A 15,460-nucleotide genomic window follows, 5' to 3' on the forward strand; every position below is an offset into this window, starting at 1 on the left:
CAGTCCCCGGTGGTCAGGCGTCGCCCAGATCACATTGTCGGGCCGGTTTTTGGCCGGATCCGTGCGTTAGTGGCGCCGGAAATCAGGGAAAGGGGGCCTCGGTCGGTCGTGGTCATACCGGAGGAAAATCGGACGAACCAGTGGTCTGGACCACTTGCCGGCTCCGGTCGGGGACCGGTTCCGAACGGCCCGGCACCGGTTCGTACCGATTTCGCCACAGTCTCAGGCGGGCACCGGGGACTCACCCGGGAGGGTGACCTCGATCCGGCAGCCCGCGGCCGCCTCCGCCACCCGGATCCGGCCGCCGTGCAGGTCCACCGCCCAGCGCGCGATCGCCAGCCCCAGGCCCGTCCCGCCGTCGCTGCCCGGCCCCAGCGCGGTCGGCGAACCGCTGCGGCCGAAGCGCTCGAAGACCCGCTCGCGGTCCGCCGCCGGGATGCCGGGGCCCTGGTCCTCCACCTCCAGCAGCAGCCCGCCGCCCTCCGCCGCCCGGGCCCGCACCGTGACGGTGCCGCCGGCCGGCGAGTGCTTGCAGGCGTTGTCCACCAGGTTCGCCACCACCTGGTGCAGCCGCTCGGCGTCCGCCACCGCCGCCAGGTCCGGCGGCCGCACGTCCAGCGCCAGCCGCACGTCCCCGCGCCGGGCGTACGCGCCGCCGGCCGTCGCCCCGTCCACCGTCACCCCGCGCAGCACCCCGTCCAGGAACGGGCCGACCTGGAACGGGCGGGAGTCCAGCGGGACGACGCCGTCGTCCAGCTTCGACAGGTCCAGCAGGTGGGTGACCAGGCGGCCCAGCCGCTCGGTCTGCTCCAGCGCGGTGCCCAGGTTCTTCGGGTCCGGCTTCACCACGCCGTCCACCACGTTCTCCAGCAGGCCGCGCAGCGCCGCGATCGGGGTGCGCAGCTCGTGCGAGACGTTGGCGATCAGCTCGCGGCGGTGCCGGTCCGCGGCCTCCAGGTCGGCCGCCATCCGGTTGAAGGTGTCGGCCAGCTCGCCGATCTCGTCCCGCGAGGAGACCTCGACCCGCGCGCTGTAGTCGCCCTCCGCCATCGACCGGGCCGCCGCCGTCATGTCGCGCAGCGGCGCGGTCAGGCCGTGCGCCAGGAACTGCATGAACAGCAGCGAGGCGATCAGCGAGAAGATCATGATGATCCGGATCTGGGTCTCCGACCGGATCGCCACCACCACCATCCCGGTGGCCAGCACCACCGAGACGACCACCAGCAGGGCCAGCTTGCCCTTGATCGAGCGGACCGGGTCGAACGGGCGGATGTCCGCCCACACCCGGCGCGCGGCGCGCACCGCGAGCGGGGGGCGCGCGAGCGGGGGCCGGGGAGCGGCCGGATCGGCGTCCCCGTTGCGTTGCTGCGGAAAGGTCATGGTGTCCCTGCGACTCGTCCTCGGTGGCGCACCCCGGCGCGGCGCGCGGCGGGGCCGGGCCGCCGCGCGGGCCCCCGCGGAGGCCCGGACCGGCGGCGACCGGTCAGGACAGCGGGGCCTCCAGCGCGTACCCGACGCCGTGCACCGTGCGGATCCAGCTCGCGCCGATCTTCCGGCGCAGCGCCTTCACGTGGCTGTCCACCGTGCGGGTGCCCGAGGCGTCGGTCCAGTCCCACACCTCGGCCAGCAGCTGCTCGCGGGTCAGCACCGCGCGCGGCTGCGCCGCCAGGCAGGCCAGCAGGTCGAACTCGGTCGGCGTCAGGTGCACGTCGCCCGAGCCCAGTCGGACCCGGCGCTGCACGTGGTCGATCTCCAGTTCGCCGAAGCGCAGCGACCCCAGCGCGGGCGTGCGGGCCGCCTGCTGGGCCCGCTCGACCCGGCGCAGCAGCACGTTCACCCGGGCCGCCAGCTCGCGCATCGAGAACGGCTTGGTCATGTAGTCGTCCGCGCCGACGCCCAGACCCACCAGCAGGTCCGTCTCGTCGTCCCGCGCGGTCAGCATCAGCACCGGCACCGGGCGCTGCGCCTGGATCCGGCGGCACACCTCCAGGCCGTCGAAGCCCGGCAGCATGATGTCCAGCACCACCAGGTCCGGCTGCCAGGTGTGGAACCCGTCCACCGCGCCCGGCCCGTCGTGGGCCACCGCCACCTTGAAGCCCTCGGCTCCCAGCCGTGCCGCGATCGACTCCGCGATGGTCGGCTCGTCCTCCACGACGAGCACCCGTCGCTGGGTGCCCACCGGTCCACTGCTGATCGTCTCTTGCTGCATCTCTGTCACGGTCACGCCACCGCCCCCAGGGCTCGCGGTCCGGCCGTCCGGGGGGACGGCGGGCGCCGCTCGTAGTCGTCTTGTTTCCGTCGTGCTGTTCCGCCGCGGGTGTGCCCCGTCGGCGGACGCATCAGGTTTGGCAGGTCCCCGTTCGGAACGGGCACGGGCCGATACCTTACCCGCAGCACTTGCGAGCTGTAACGGTACGTGTGCGAGCGGCACGTGCCCGGGCCGAGGTCTTCACAGAAGTTCCTCAGACACCTCTCACCCGCCCCCCGTATCGTGGGCACGACAAGGGCGTTCGGGAGGCACCATGACCAGCGCGGAGCTGCGACGACGACTGATCAGGCCCGGGTTGCGGGCCGTGCCCACCCCGCGGACCAACCCGTTCGCGCTCGGTTACCTCGCCCTGCTGCTCGGCACCACCCTCTACGCCCGCTTCGGCGACCCCGGCACCGTGCACCGGCTGCAGTCGCTCTCCTCCACCGACGCCCACAACCTGCTCGTCCACCCCGCGCTCTCCCTCGTCGGCAGCGGCCTGTGGGTCGCCGGGCCGGTCTGGATGCCGTACTTCTGGGCCTTCGCCCTCACCGTCGCACCCCTGGAACGACGGATCGGCGGCCTTCGTGCCCTCGGCGTCTTCGCGGCCGGCCACGTCACCGCGACGCTGCTCTCGCAGGGGGTCGTGGTCGCCGCGGTCGCCACCGAGCACGCCGAGGCCGAACTGCTGGACGCGATGGACATCGGCGTCTCGTACGGGGTGCTGGCCTCGCTGGGCGCGCTCGCCGGGCTGCTCGGGCCGACCGGGCGGAAGGTCGCGCTCGGTGCGGGGCTCGCGCTGATCGGGCACCAGGTGGTCAGCGACGCCGACCTGGTCACCGCGGTCGGCCACCCGGCCGCGCTGGCGGTGGGCGTCGCCCTGTGGCCGGTCGTCCGCGGGGGCGGGCCCCGGCGGCCCCGGCGGGCGCGGCGGGCGCCGGCCTGGAGGGTGGGGGCCCGGCCGGAGGCGGCCCCGGTCGAGGGGTAGCCGCCGGGCGGGCGGGGCCGCGGCCCCGTGCCGCGCTCCTCCCGTTGCACGCCGTTCCCCGTTCCCCGTTCCCCGTTCCCCGCGCCCCCGACGGGCGCGGGGTCTCCGTCGTGCGCCCGCTCCGCCGCGAAGGGTGTTCTCCGGGAGCGAACACGGGGTGGGGAACAATCCCGGATCGCCGAACCTTAGTCAGGTCAACTCAACTTCACTGACTGGGGAGAGATCATGGCATCGACGTCCGTTCCGCTCACTCTGCCTGTGCTGCCGCTCGACGACGAGGTGGTGCTCCCCGGCATGGTGGTTCCGCTGGAGCTGTCGAACCCCGAGGTGCGGGCCGCCGTGGAGGCGGCGCGGGCCGGGAGCGCCGGGGGGAAGCCGCAGGTGCTGCTGGTGCCGCGGCTGGACGGGTCGTACGCGGCGGTGGGCGCGCTGGCGACGGTCGAGCAGGTGGGGCGGCTGGCGGACGGCGACCCGGCGGCGCTGGTGCGGGCCGTGCGGCGGGTGCGGATCGGCGCCGGGACGACCGGGCCGGGGGCCGCGCTGTGGGTGGAGACCACGCCGTTCAAGGAGTCGGACCAGGGGCTGCCGGTGGCCGGGCGGGCGGCCGAGCTGGTCAAGGAGTACAAGGCGCTGTCGACGAAGTGGCTGCGCCGCCGCGGGGCCTGGCAGATCGTGGACCGGGTGGCCGCGATCGAGGACGTCGGCGAGCTGGCCGACAACATCGGGTACGCGCCGTTCGCGACCGCCGAGCAGAAGCTGAAGGTGCTGCTGGAGGCGGACCGCCCGGCCCGGCTGGAGTACGCGCTGAGCCTGCTGCGCGAGCACCTCGCGGAGGAGGAGGTCAACGACTCGATCCGCAAGGACGTCGAGGAGGGCGTGGCCAAGCAGCAGAAGGAGTTCCTGCTGCGCCGCCAGCTGGAGGCGGTGCGCAAGGAGCTGGCCGAGCTGAACGGCGAGGCGGACTCCGCGGAGGAGGACTACCGGGCCCGGGTCGAGGCGGCCGCGCTCCCGGAGAAGGTGCGCGAGGCGGCGCTCAAGGAGGTCGACAAGCTGGAGCGCGCCAGCGAGCAGTCGCCCGAGGGCTCGTGGATCCGCACCTGGCTGGACACCGTCCTGGAGCTGCCCTGGAACGAGCGCTCCGAGGACGCGTACGACATCGCCGGGGCCCGCGCCGTGCTGGACGCGGACCACACCGGGCTGGCGGACGTGAAGGACCGGATCGTCGAGTACCTGGCGGTGCGCAAGCGCCGGGCCGACCGCGGGCTGGGCCAGATCGGCGGCCGCCGCGGGGGCGCGGTGCTGGCGCTGGTCGGGCCGCCCGGGGTCGGCAAGACCTCGCTCGGCGAGAGCGTCGCGAAGGCGATGGGCCGCTCGTTCGTGCGGGTCGCGCTGGGCGGCGTGCGGGACGAGGCGGAGATCCGCGGCCACCGGCGGACGTACGTGGGCTCGATCCCCGGCCGGATCGTCCGGGCGATCAAGGAGGCCGGGACGATGAACCCGGTGGTGCTGCTGGACGAGATCGACAAGGTCGGCTCGGACTACCGGGGCGACCCGGCGGCGGCCCTGCTGGAGGTGCTGGACCCGGCGCAGAACCACACCTTCCGGGACCACTACCTGGAGGTCGAGCTCGACCTCTCGGACGTGGTGTTCCTGGCCACGGCGAACGTGCTGGAGGCCATCCCGGAGCCGCTGCTGGACCGGATGGACCTCGTCCGCCTCGACGGCTACACCGAGGACGAGAAGGTCGCCATCGCCCGCGACCACCTGCTGCCGCGCCAGCTCGCCAAGGCGGGCCTGGACGGGGCCGAGCTGACGGTGGACGAGGCGGCGCTGCGCAGGCTGGCCGCCGAGTACACCCGGGAGGCGGGCGTCCGGAACCTGGAGCGGTCGATCGCGCGGATCCTGCGCAAGGTCGCCGCGCAGGCCGAGCTGGGCGAGCGCGAGCTGCCCGCCGCGGTCGGAGCGGACGACCTGCGGGCCCTGCTGGGCCGCCCGCACCACGTGCCGGAGGCGGCGCAGGAGCCGGCCGAGCGGCGCACCGCGGTGCCGGGCGTGGCGACCGGCCTGGCGGTCACCGGGGCCGGCGGCGACGTCCTCTACATCGAGGCCTCGCTGGCGGACGCCGAGACCGGCTCGACCGGGCTGACCCTGACCGGCCAGCTGGGCGACGTGATGAAGGAGTCGGCGCACATCGCGCTCTCCTACCTGCGCTCGCGCGGCGCGGAGCTGGAGCTGCCGGTGACCGGGCTGCGCGAGCGGGGCATCCACCTGCACGTGCCGGCCGGTGCGGTGCCGAAGGACGGCCCGAGCGCGGGCATCACCATGACCACGGCGCTGGCCTCGCTGCTGTCCGGCCGCAAGGTGCGCGCCGACGTGGCGATGACCGGTGAGGTGTCGCTGACCGGGCGGGTGCTGCCGATCGGCGGGGTGAAGCAGAAGCTGCTGGCCGCGGACCGGGCCGGGATCACCACGGTGATCATCCCCAAGCGCAACGAGGCGGACCTGGACGACGTCCCCGCCGAGGTGCTGGAGCGCCTGTCGGTGCACCCGGTGGCGGACGTCCGGGAGGTGCTGCGGCTCGCGCTGGAGCCCGCGGAGGTGCTGGTGGCGGCGGCCTGACGGGGGCCGGGGGCCCCGGGAGTGCGTGCACTTCCGAGGCCCCTGGTGGTTGCCGCTCCGGGCCCGTGGGACACTTCCCGCATGCCGTCCCCTACACAGCGAGCGCTGGCCGCAGTTCCGGAGCGCTACCGTCCGTTCCTGGTCAAGCACCGCAAGCTGGTGAAGTTCCTCGTGGTCGGAGGAACCTGCTTCGTCCTCACCATGCTGATCAACTTCGCCCTGAAGCTCTCCGTGCTGGAGAGCAAGCCGGTCATGGCGCTCACGGTCGCCACCGTGATCACCACGGTGGTCTCGTACGTGCTGAACCGGCAGTGGTCCTTCCGCGCGGCCGGGCGCAAGCGCGAGGCCGCCGGGTTCTTCGTGGTCAGCGCGCTGGCCGTGGGCGTGAACGACCTCCCGCTGATCGCCTCCCGGTACGTGTTCGACTACCGCTACCCGGACGTGAGCCACTTCTCGCAGGAGGTCGCGGACTTCTTCAGCGGCATGATCATCGGCACCCTGCTGGCGATGGCCTTCCGCTTCTGGGCGATGAACCGCTTCGTGTTCACCCAGCTGTCCGACCGGGTCACCCAGGGGCGGCAGGACCAGGAGCCGGGGCGGGAGCCCGAGCGGGTCTGACCCCGCCCCCGGTCCGTCGCACCTCGGCCGCTCACGCCCCGCGGGGGACGGGGCGGCCGAGGCGCGGTGCGCGGGCCACCGCGAGGAAGGTCACCCCGACGCCGACCACCGCCCAGGCCGCCAGCACCAGGAACGGCACGGTGAGGTTGGTGGAGTCCAGGTAGGCGATCGAGCGGGCCGCGGAGGTGCCGGCCCCGTTCGGGATCCACTCGCCGATCGCCCGCCAGAACGCGGGCAGCAGCGGCGGCGGGAAGACGCCGCCCGCGCTGGGGTTGCCCAGCACCACGAAGAGCAGCACCGCCAGGCCGATGCCGACCACGTCGAACAGGCACTCCAGGGCCATGGTGACGGCGCCGACCGAGAACACCACCAGGGTGCCGAGGCCGGTGAGCGCGGCGATCGAGCCGGGCAGCGCGTGCAGGATCGGGCCGATGATCAGCGCGCCGCCGAGGCCCGCCGCGACCGAGTACAGCGCCAGCGTGCCCAGCCGCAGCACCGCCCGGGCGGTGGTGGCCGGGCGGGAGCCCGCGCTGATGCCGAGGATCGAGGCGACCAGGTAGCCGCCCACGCACCAGCCGACCACCAGGTAGAAGGCGGACAGGCCCTCGGCGTCGCCCTTGGCCAGCGGGATGGTGTCGTCCACCACCACCGTCCGGCCCTGGCTCGCGGCCAGCTTGCCGACGATGCCCTCCGCGGCGGTGGCGGCGGCCGGGCCGCGGGCGTCGGCGACCAGCAGCGCGTCCTGGGTGCCGGTCGGGTCGACGACCCAGGCGGCGTAGATCTTCTGGTCCTTGATCCGGGCCCGGGCGGTGTCCCCGTCCGGCAGGACGGAGGCGCGGACCGCGTCGTCCGGGACGGCCTCCAGTGCGCCGACCAGCTTGGGCGCGACCTCCGGCGGGGCGACCACCGCGATGGACAGCTCGTGCGGCGTCGGGTGGTGCAGCGCGCCCACGTACGAGGTGATGAAGCCGAGCTGGAGCAGCAGGACCGCGACGACCAGGAAGAAGGCGCGCGGGGTGACCGCGTCCCGGAGGTCGCCGAGGAAGCCCTTTCCCGGCTCTGCCTGGTGGGCCATGGTGTGGTGTCCCCTCGAGTAGCGACGAATGTGTCGAAAACGTCCAAATCGTTACTTCGTACCACGAAGCGGCTGGGTGCCGGTGGAGGCGCGGGCTGCGCGATACTGTCCGCCATGAGTGACCCCCTGGACGGGCGGAACCCCGCCGAGCTGGCGTTCCTCGCGGTCGAGCGGGAGGTGGCGACGCTGTTCCGGCGCGGCCGGGCGCGGGCGGCCGAGGTCTCCCGGCGGGTGCACCCCGAGCTGGAGGCCGGGGGGTACGTGCTGCTCGGGTTCATCCGGGAGTCCGGGCGGGCCCGGGTGACCGACGTCGGGCTGCACTTCGGGGTGGGCAAGGCCACCGTGAGCCGGCAGATCCGGGCGATCGAGGAGCTGGGGCTGCTGCGGCGGGAGACCGACCCGCTGGACCGGCGGGCCTCGCTGGTGTCGCTGACCGAGGAGGGCGAGCGGCGGTTCGCGGCGGCCCGGGAGGAGCGGATGGCGCGGTTCCGGGCCTCGCTGGCCGGGTGGGAGTCGGCCGAGCTGGAGCAGTTCGCCCGGCTGCTGCAGCGGTTCAACGAGTCGACCGAGGGGGTCTGAGGGCGGCGCGCCGGGAGGATTCCTTTACCTGGGCTTGAAGAAAGTTGCCTTAGTCAACTATCCACGTATAGTTGCTTGAGGCAACGAATTTTCAGTCGAAGGAAACGCATGTCGACGACCCTCCCCGCACCCCCGCAGGACCGGATGTCCCACCGTCAAGTACTCGAAGCCCTCTCGGGCCTGCTGCTCGGCCTGTTCGTGGCCGTGCTCTCCTCCACGGTGGTCTCCAACGCCCTGCCGCGGATCCTCACCGACCTGCACGGCGGCGAGTCCGCGTACACCTGGGTGGTGACCGCCGCCCTGCTGTCGATCACCGCCGCCACCCCGCTCTGGGGCAAGCTCTCCGACCTGGTCAGCAAGAAGCTGCTGGTCCAGATCTCGATGGTGATCTACGTCCTCGCCTCCGGCCTGGCCGGCCTGTCGCAGAGCATCGGCATGCTGATCTTCTGCCGGGTGCTGCAGGGCATCGGCGCGGGCGGCGTGATCGCGCTCGGCCAGATCTGCCTGGCCGCGATGGTCCCGCCGCGCGAACGCGGCCGCTACAGCGGCTACTTCGGCGCGGTCTTCGCGCTCGCCACCATCGGCGGCCCGCTGATCGGCGGCGTCATCGTGGACACCTCCTGGCTCGGCTGGCGCTGGTGCTTCTACGTCGGCGTCCCGTTCGCGCTGATCGCCATCCTGGTGCTGCAGCGGACCCTCAAGCTCCCCGAGGCGCCCGTCCGCAAGCCGAAGATCGACTACCTGGGCGCGACGCTGGTCACCGCCGCCGTCAGCCTGCTGATGATCTGGATCTCGCTGGCCGGGAAGAACTACGACTGGGTCTCCTGGCAGACCGCCGTCATGGTGATCGGCGGCCTGGCGCTGGCCGGGCTGTTCGTGCTGGTCGAGAAGCGCGCCGCCGAACCGCTCATCCCGCTCGACCTGTTCCGGCACCGCACCGTCACCCTGGCCGCGGTGGCCAGCGCCTTCGTCGGCGTCGGCATGTACGGCACCACCACCTTCCTCGGCCAGTACTTCCAGCTCGCCAAGGAGAAGACCCCCACCCAGGCCGGGCTGCTCACCCTGCCGATGATCTTCGGCCTGGCGGTCTCCTCCACCGTGGCCGGGAAGCTGATCACCAAGTACGGCAAGTGGAAGGGCTTCCTGGTCGCGGGCACCGTGCTGCTCGCCGTCGGCCTCGGCCTGCTGGGCACCGCCCGGGCCGACACCGCGTACGGGCTGCTCGCCCTCTACATGCTGCTGGCCGGCGTCGGCCTCGGCCTGACCAGCCAGAACCTGGTGCTCGCGGTGCAGAACACGGTGCCGCGCAACGAGCTCGGCGCGGCCAGCTCCACGGTCACCTTCTTCCGCACCATGGGCGGCGCGATGGGCGTCTCCGCGCTCGGCGCCCTGCTCGGCCACAAGGTCGCCAGCTACACCGCGGAGAACTTCGCCAAGGCCGGCATCCCCGCCACCGGGGCGTCCGGCGACGGCATCCCGGACCTCAAGAAGCTGCCCGCGCAGATCGTCCCGCTGGTCACCGACGCGTTCGGGCACGGCGTGGGCACGGTGTTCCTGATCGCCGCCCCGTTCGCCGTGGTGGGCTTCCTGCTGGTGCTGTTCATCCGCGAGGTCCCGCTGCGCACCTCCAACGAGGAGCGCCCGGCCGCCCCCGCCGGGGCCAGGGCGACGGAGCTGGTCAACGACTGACCGGCGGCCGACCGGCGCCGCGGACGCGCCACCGACGACATGCGAGAAGGGCCCCCGCCACTGCGGCGGGGGCCCTTCGTCGTGCGCCGTGCGCTACTTCGAGGCGATCAGCGAGATGCCGTACAGCACCACGGCCGTGCAGGCCGCGAAGCAGACGCCCGCCGCGACCAGCGCCGGGACGCCCCGGCCGGTGCCGGCCGCCACGGCGGCCTCCCGGCGGGACAGGGCGAGGTTGCCGAGCGCGAAGACGACGACCACGGCGACGGTCACCAGCAGGCTGACGCCCGCGGTCTCGGCCAGTGCGGCCCACTTGATGTTCATGGCGGGGTTCCTCTCAGGCCGCGAGGGTGGTCGGGGCGGCGGCCGGGGCGACCACGGCGGGCACCTCGGCGGCGGCCGGGGCCGCGTCGTTGACGTTGTCGGCGTGCACCGGCTGGCGGCGCGAGACCAGCCACATCGAACCGGCGCCCACCACCAGGGCCAGGCCGACCACGGCCACGCCCCAGTTGCCGCGGTCCGCGACCAGCGCGGCCAGCCCGGAGACCACGGCGGCGGCCGGCAGGGTCAGGCCCCAGGTGTAGGCCATCCGGCGGACCATGCCCCAGCGCAGCTTCCCGGACGGGCCGCCCAGGCCCGCGCCCATGATGCCGCCGGAGCAGACCTGGGTGGTGGACAGGCCGTAGCCCATGTGCGAGGAGGTCAGGATCACCGTCGCGGCCGCGGCCTCCGAGGAGAAGCCCTGCGGCGGCTTGATGTCGGCCAGGCCGGAGCCCATCGAGCGGATGATCCGCCAGCCGCCCATGTAGGTGCCGAGCGCGATGGCCAGGCCGGCGCTGACGATCACCCAGGTCGGCGGGCCGTCGCCCTTGTGCAGGGCGCCGGCCGAGATCAGGGTCAGCGTGATGATGCCCATGGTCTTCTGCGCGTCGTTGGTGCCGTGCGCGAGCGAGATCAGCGAGGAGGAGAAGACCTGGCCCCGGCGGAAGCCCTTCTCGGTGCCCTCCTTCGGCGCGCCCCGGGTGATCAGGTACGCCAGCTTGGTGGCGCCCCAGGAGGCCAGGCCCGCGATGACCGGGGAGGCCACCGCCGGGATCAGGATCTTCGAGACCACGGTGGAGAAGTTCACGCCGTGCAGGCCGACGCCCACCACGGTGGCGCCGATCAGACCGCCGTACAGGGCGTGCGAGGAGGACGAGGGCAGTCCCTTGAGCCAGGTCAGCAGGTTCCACAGGATCGCGCCGACCAGGGCGGCGAAGATGATCGAGGGCTGCAGTCCGGCCTTCTCGTTGACGAGGCCGCCCGAGATGGTGGTGGCGACCTTCACGGAGAGGAAGGCCCCGGCGAAGTTCAGCACCGCCGCGATCGCGACGGCGACCTTGGGCTTGAGCGCGCCGGTCGCGATGGAGGTGGCCATCGCGTTGGCGGTGTCGTGGAAGCCGTTGGTGAAGTCGAAGGCGAGCGCCGTGATGATCACAACGGCCACCAGGAACGTGATGTGTTCCATACCCAAACAATCGTCGTAGTGGTCGGACTGACGTTGCTGTCCTCGGCGAAGGTAAGGAGGCATGGTGAACGGGAGGTTAACTGGACGCGGAGTCGCGGTTCCGTTCGTTGCGTGGGAGTTGCCGAACCGGCCGGTTCCGGTGGAGACCGGAGCCCCGGTGAGACCGGTCTCACACTCGGAACCGGATGAGAATTCACCCGGCGGCCCCGAAAGCACCTGCCCCTGACCGCCCTCCCCGTGGCAGGATCGGTCCGATCGCCGACGGACAACCAGGGGAGGGCCGGCCGATGGGGGCAGGGCAGCGGACCGAATCGACCGGCCTGCGGCCGTGGGTGCGCGCCGCGTTGCGCTGCGGAGCGGTGCTCGCCGCCGCCGCGCTCACCCTGCCGTTCTTCACCGCGGCCGCGTACGCCGTCCCCGAGCCGAGCGCCCCGACGGTCTCCGCCGGGTCCGACCCGCTGGCCGACGCCAAGCGCACCCTCGGGCCGATGCTCGAACAGCTGCACGCGCTCTACCAGCAGGCCGAGAGCGCCACCGAGAAGTACAACGGCACGGTCGCCGCGCTCGCCGAGCAGCAGGCCACCGTGCAGGACCTCGACAACCGGGCCGAGCTCCAGCAGAAGGCCGTCGACGCGGGCACCGACCTGGCCTCCCAGCTCGCCTCCGCGCAGTACCGCAACAGCCAGGTCTCCGGGTACGCCGAACTGCTCATGGCCGAGAACCCGTACGAGGCCGTGGTGATCGCCGAACTGCTGCACTCCGCCGGGCGCTCGCAGAAGGAGTTCCTGGACCGGCTCAAGGCCGACCGGGACACCCTGACCGCGCTGCGCACCGCCGCCGAGCAGGCCGTCGCCGAGTCGCAGGCGCTGGCCGCCGAGCAGGAGAAGGCCAGGAACGACGTGGCCGCCAGGCTCGCCGAGGTCGAGCAGCTGGTCGGCTCGCTCACCGGCGCCCAGCGCGACGAACTGGCCGAGATGGAGAAGCAGCAGGCCAACGAGGCCCAGCTGGCCTTCCTGGCCTCCGGCGCGCTCGGCAAGGGCGAGCGGACGCCCTCGGCGATCGGCCGCAAGGCGGTCGCCTGGGCGCTGCAGCAGCTCGGCAAGGACTACGTGTGGGGCGGCGCCGGGCCGGACGTCTTCGACTGCTCCGGCCTGACCTCGCAGGCCTGGCTGCACGCCGGGAAGGCCATCCCGCGCACCAGCCAGGAGCAGTGGGCGCAGCTCAAGCACGTCCCGCTGAACCAGATCCGGCCCGGCGACCTGATCGTCTACTACGGCGGCGCCACCCACATCGGCATGTACATCGGCGGCGGGCTGATCGTCCAGGCCCCGCACACCGGCGACGTGGTGAAGGTCACGCAGATCGGGGCCATGCCGATCCTGGGTGCGGTCCGCCCGGACGGGGACGACGCGGCGGACGACGCGGGCGGCGCGTGGAAGGTGCCGGACGTGCCGCTGGGCGCGGTGAAGATCCAGCCCGCCAAGCCCTCCACGCTGCCGACCCCGCCCGCCACCACGCCGACGTCCACGCCCGGCGCGCCCGCCACGCCCACCGACCCGGCGTCGCCCTCGGGTTCGGGCACGCCGAGCGGGTCGGGCAGCCCGAGCGGGTCCGGCACGCCGAGCGGCTCGGGCACGCCTTCGGGCTCGGGCACCCCGAGCGGGACGGGCACGCCCTCGGGTTCCGGCACGCCGAGCGGGACGGGCACGCCCTCGGGCTCGGGCACGTCCTCGGGCTCGGGCACCCCGAGCGTGGCGGGCACCCCGAGCGGCTCGGAGTCCTCGTCCGCCGGGAGCGGTGCGGCGTCGCCGTCGGGGAGCGGCTCGGCGGGCTGAGGCCCCCGGGCCCCAGGCTACGCCGCGGGCTCGAAGCGGACCACCACCGACTTGGAGGTCGGGGTGTTGCTGACGTCGGCCGTGGAGTCCAGCGGGACGAGGACGTTGGTCTCCGGGTAGTAGGCGGCCGCGCCGCCGCGGGCGACCGGGTAGTGGACCACCCGGAAGCGCGGGGCGCGGCGCTCGCTGCCGTCGGTCCACTCGCTGACCAGGTCGACGAACTGCCCGTCGGCGAGGCCGAGTTCGGCGGCGTCGGCGGGGTTGACCAGGACGACGCGGCGGCCGCCGGTGATGCCGCGGTAGCGGTCGTCCAGGCCGTAGACCGTGGTGTTGTACTGGTCGTGCGAGCGCAGGGTCTGCAGCAGCAGCCGCCCGGCGGGGACCTCGGGGGCGGTCAGCGGGTTGACGGTGAAGTTGGCCTTCCCGGTGGCGGTGGGGAAGGTGCGGGTGTCGCGCGGGGCGTGCGGGAGGGCGAAGCCGCCGGGGCGGCGGACCCTGGCGTTGTAGTCGTCGAAGCCGGGGACGACCCGGGCGATCCGCTCGCGGATCCGGTCGTAGTCGAGGGCGAACTCCTCCCAGGGGGTGGGGTCCTGGGGGCCGAGGACGGCGCGGGCCAGCCGGGTCACGATGGCGACCTCGGAGAGCAGGCCGGGCGCGGGCGGGCGCAGGCCGCCGCGGGAGGAGTGCACCATGCCCATGGAGTCCTCGACGCTGACGAACTGCGGCCCGGCGGCCGTCACGTCGCGGTCGGTGCGGCCCAGGGTGGGCAGGATCAGCGCGCGGGCGCCGGTGACCACGTGCGAGCGGTTGAGCTTGGTGGAGACGTGCACGGTGAGGCGGCAGCGGCGCACCGCGGCCTCGGTGGCGTCGGTGTCGGGGCTCGCCGCGACGAAGTTGCCGCCCATCGCGAAGAACACCTTCACCCGGCCGTCGCGCATCGCCCGGATGGTGTCGACGGTGTCGTGGCCGTGCGCGCGCGGCGGCTCGAAGGCGAACTCCCGGCCCAGCGCGTCCAGGAAGGCCGCGGAGGGGCGCTCGAAGATGCCCATGGTGCGGTCGCCCTGCACGTTGCTGTGTCCGCGGACGGGGCAGACCCCGGCGCCGGGGCGGCCCACGTTGCCGCGCAGCAGCAGGAAGTTGACCACCTCGCGGATGGTGGGGACGGCGTGCTTGTGCTGGGTGAGGCCCATCGCCCAGCAGACGATGACCTTCTGCGCGCCGAGCACCAGGCCGTGCAGCTGCTCGATCTGCTCCCAGGGCAGGCCGGTGGCGCGCAGCACGGCCGCCCGGTCCAGCTCGGCGGCGTCGGCGGCGAACTCGGCGTAGCCCGCGCAGTGTTCGGCGACGAAGGCCTCGTCGACGGCGCCCGGGGTGGTGAGCAGCAGGTGGTTGAGGGCGCGGAACAGGGCGAGGTCGCCGCCGAGCCGGATCTGCAGGAACAGGTCGGTGAGCCTGGTGCCGCCGCCGACCAGGCCGCGCGGGGTCTGCGGGTTCTTGAACCGCTCCAGCCCGGCCTCGGGCAGCGGGTTGACGCTGACGATCCGCGCCCCGGCCCGCTTGGCGCGCTCCAGGGCGGAGAGCATCCGGGGGTGGTTGGTGCCCGGGTTCTGGCCCGCGACGATGATCAGGTCGGCCTGGTACAGGTCCTTGAGCGAGACGCTGCCCTTGCCGACGCCGAGCGTCTCGGTGAGTGCCGAACCCGAGGACTCGTGGCACATGTTGGAGCAGTCCGGCAGGTTGTTGGTGCCGAGCTTGCGGGCGAACAGCTGGTACGCGAAGGCGGCCTCGTTGGAGGTGCGGCCGGAGGTGTAGAACGCCGCCCCGTCCGGGGAGTCCAACGCGGTCAGCTCCTCGGCGATCAGCGCGAAGGCCTCGTCCCAGCCGATCGGGGCGTAGTGGGTGGCGCCCTCGTCCAGCAGCATCGGGGTGGTGAGCCGACCCTGCTGGCCGAGCCAGTAGCCGGAGCGTTCGGCGAGGGCGGCGACCGGGTGCTCGGCGAAGAAGGCCGGGGTGATCCGGCGTTCGGTGGCCTCCTCGGCGACGGCCTTGGCGCCGTTCTCGCAGAACTCGGCGAGGTGCGGCTTGTCCGGCTCGGGCCAGGCGCAGCCCGGGCAGTCGAAGCCGTCCGGCTGGTTGACCCTGCGCAGGGTGGCCAGCACCCGGCCCGGGGACATCTGCTCGGCGGCCATCCGCAGGGTGTGCCCGATCGCGGGCAGGCCGGCGGCGGCGTGGGCCGGGGGCGCGACGTGCGGGGCGTCCTGGGCGGGGTCGCGGTGCGGGGGCTGCTTGGCCATGGCGGTTCTCC

12 protein-coding genes are annotated in these 15,460 nt (G+C 73.4%); 6 read left to right on the forward strand and 6 right to left on the reverse strand.

Translation table 11 applies throughout. From position 1 onward, the window contains the following. Positions 1-222: 222 nt before the first annotated feature. A complete protein-coding gene (locus QSK52_RS07060; protein ID WP_285734791.1) occupies positions 223-1,380 on the reverse strand; it encodes a HAMP domain-containing sensor histidine kinase in 1,158 nt (385 codons plus the stop codon). 103 nt (positions 1,381-1,483) lie between these two features. Next, entirely contained in the window at positions 1,484-2,209 is a 726-nt protein-coding gene (locus QSK52_RS07065; protein ID WP_033212075.1) for a response regulator transcription factor, read from the reverse strand. Between the two features lie 313 nt (positions 2,210-2,522). Between QSK52_RS07065 and QSK52_RS07070 the strand changes: the two genes are divergently transcribed. The 3 genes from QSK52_RS07070 to QSK52_RS07080 all read left to right on the forward strand — a co-directional run bounded on the left by QSK52_RS07070 (position 2,523) and on the right by QSK52_RS07080 (position 6,473). Next, on the forward strand, positions 2,523-3,236 hold the full coding sequence (locus QSK52_RS07070) for a rhomboid-like protein (protein ID WP_285734794.1): 714 nt from the start codon (positions 2,523-2,525) through the stop codon (positions 3,234-3,236). 225 nt (positions 3,237-3,461) lie between these two features. Further along, positions 3,462-5,855, forward strand: coding sequence for an endopeptidase La (gene lon / locus QSK52_RS07075; RefSeq protein ID WP_285734796.1), 2,394 nt, complete (start codon positions 3,462-3,464; stop codon positions 5,853-5,855). Positions 5,856-5,936: 81 nt separating this feature from the next. Next, on the forward strand, positions 5,937-6,473 hold the full coding sequence (locus QSK52_RS07080; protein ID WP_285734798.1) for a GtrA family protein: 537 nt from the start codon (positions 5,937-5,939) through the stop codon (positions 6,471-6,473). Between the two features lie 31 nt (positions 6,474-6,504). On the opposite strand, the gene QSK52_RS07085 is transcribed toward QSK52_RS07080, so the two are convergent. Then, positions 6,505-7,548 (reverse strand): DUF3533 domain-containing protein, encoded by a 1,044-nt coding sequence (locus QSK52_RS07085; RefSeq protein WP_285734800.1) that lies wholly within the window; start codon positions 7,546-7,548, stop codon positions 6,505-6,507. A 114-nt stretch (positions 7,549-7,662) separates the two neighbouring features. On the opposite strand from QSK52_RS07085, the gene QSK52_RS07090 reads away from it, so the two are divergent. Continuing rightward, positions 7,663-8,127: a MarR family winged helix-turn-helix transcriptional regulator gene (locus QSK52_RS07090; RefSeq protein ID WP_285734802.1), complete on the forward strand. Its 465-nt coding sequence runs from the start codon at positions 7,663-7,665 to the stop codon at positions 8,125-8,127. A gap of 108 nt (positions 8,128-8,235) precedes the next feature. Beyond that, entirely contained in the window at positions 8,236-9,816 is a 1,581-nt protein-coding gene (locus QSK52_RS07095) for an MDR family MFS transporter (protein WP_285734803.1), read from the forward strand. Positions 9,817-9,909: 93 nt separating this feature from the next. Here QSK52_RS07095 and QSK52_RS07100 read toward each other — a convergent pair whose 3' ends face one another. Then, positions 9,910-10,137 carry a hypothetical protein gene (locus QSK52_RS07100; protein WP_285734805.1) on the reverse strand — a complete coding sequence of 76 codons (228 nt, stop codon included), beginning with the start codon at positions 10,135-10,137 and terminating at the stop codon, positions 9,910-9,912. Positions 10,138-10,150: 13 nt separating this feature from the next. Beyond that, positions 10,151-11,320, reverse strand: coding sequence for an inorganic phosphate transporter (locus QSK52_RS07105; protein WP_285734808.1), 1,170 nt, complete (start codon positions 11,318-11,320; stop codon positions 10,151-10,153). 287 nt (positions 11,321-11,607) lie between these two features. Between QSK52_RS07105 and QSK52_RS07110 the strand changes: the two genes are divergently transcribed. After that, positions 11,608-13,155 carry an NlpC/P60 family protein gene (locus tag QSK52_RS07110; protein WP_285734810.1) on the forward strand — a complete coding sequence of 516 codons (1,548 nt, stop codon included), beginning with the start codon at positions 11,608-11,610 and terminating at the stop codon, positions 13,153-13,155. A 17-nt stretch (positions 13,156-13,172) separates the two neighbouring features. On the opposite strand, the gene QSK52_RS07115 is transcribed toward QSK52_RS07110, so the two are convergent. Then, positions 13,173-15,449: an FdhF/YdeP family oxidoreductase gene (locus QSK52_RS07115; protein WP_285734811.1), complete on the reverse strand. Its 2,277-nt coding sequence runs from the start codon at positions 15,447-15,449 to the stop codon at positions 13,173-13,175. Between the last annotated feature and the right edge of the window lie 11 nt (positions 15,450-15,460).

The sequence above is a fragment of the Kitasatospora phosalacinea genome (assembly GCF_030268885.1).
Lineage (GTDB): Bacteria > Actinomycetota > Actinomycetes > Streptomycetales > Streptomycetaceae > Kitasatospora > Kitasatospora phosalacinea_C.

Excerpts from the sequence above, each read along its gene's own strand:
- QSK52_RS07060 (WP_285734791.1), bottom strand. The coding sequence starts at position 1,380 with ATGACCTTTCCGCAGCAACGCAACGGGGACGCCGATCCGGCCGCTCCC.
- QSK52_RS07065 (WP_033212075.1), bottom strand. The coding sequence starts at position 2,209 with ATGCAGCAAGAGACGATCAGCAGTGGACCGGTGGGCACCCAGCGACGG.
- QSK52_RS07070 (WP_285734794.1), top strand. The coding sequence starts at position 2,523 with ATGACCAGCGCGGAGCTGCGACGACGACTGATCAGGCCCGGGTTGCGG.
- lon (WP_285734796.1), top strand. The coding sequence starts at position 3,462 with ATGGCATCGACGTCCGTTCCGCTCACTCTGCCTGTGCTGCCGCTCGAC.
- QSK52_RS07080 (WP_285734798.1), top strand. The coding sequence starts at position 5,937 with ATGCCGTCCCCTACACAGCGAGCGCTGGCCGCAGTTCCGGAGCGCTAC.
- QSK52_RS07085 (WP_285734800.1), bottom strand. The coding sequence starts at position 7,548 with ATGGCCCACCAGGCAGAGCCGGGAAAGGGCTTCCTCGGCGACCTCCGG.
- QSK52_RS07090 (WP_285734802.1), top strand. The coding sequence starts at position 7,663 with ATGAGTGACCCCCTGGACGGGCGGAACCCCGCCGAGCTGGCGTTCCTC.
- QSK52_RS07095 (WP_285734803.1), top strand. The coding sequence starts at position 8,236 with ATGTCGACGACCCTCCCCGCACCCCCGCAGGACCGGATGTCCCACCGT.
- QSK52_RS07100 (WP_285734805.1), bottom strand. The coding sequence starts at position 10,137 with ATGAACATCAAGTGGGCCGCACTGGCCGAGACCGCGGGCGTCAGCCTG.
- QSK52_RS07105 (WP_285734808.1), bottom strand. The coding sequence starts at position 11,320 with ATGGAACACATCACGTTCCTGGTGGCCGTTGTGATCATCACGGCGCTC.
- QSK52_RS07110 (WP_285734810.1), top strand. The coding sequence starts at position 11,608 with ATGGGGGCAGGGCAGCGGACCGAATCGACCGGCCTGCGGCCGTGGGTG.
- QSK52_RS07115 (WP_285734811.1), bottom strand. The coding sequence starts at position 15,449 with ATGGCCAAGCAGCCCCCGCACCGCGACCCCGCCCAGGACGCCCCGCAC.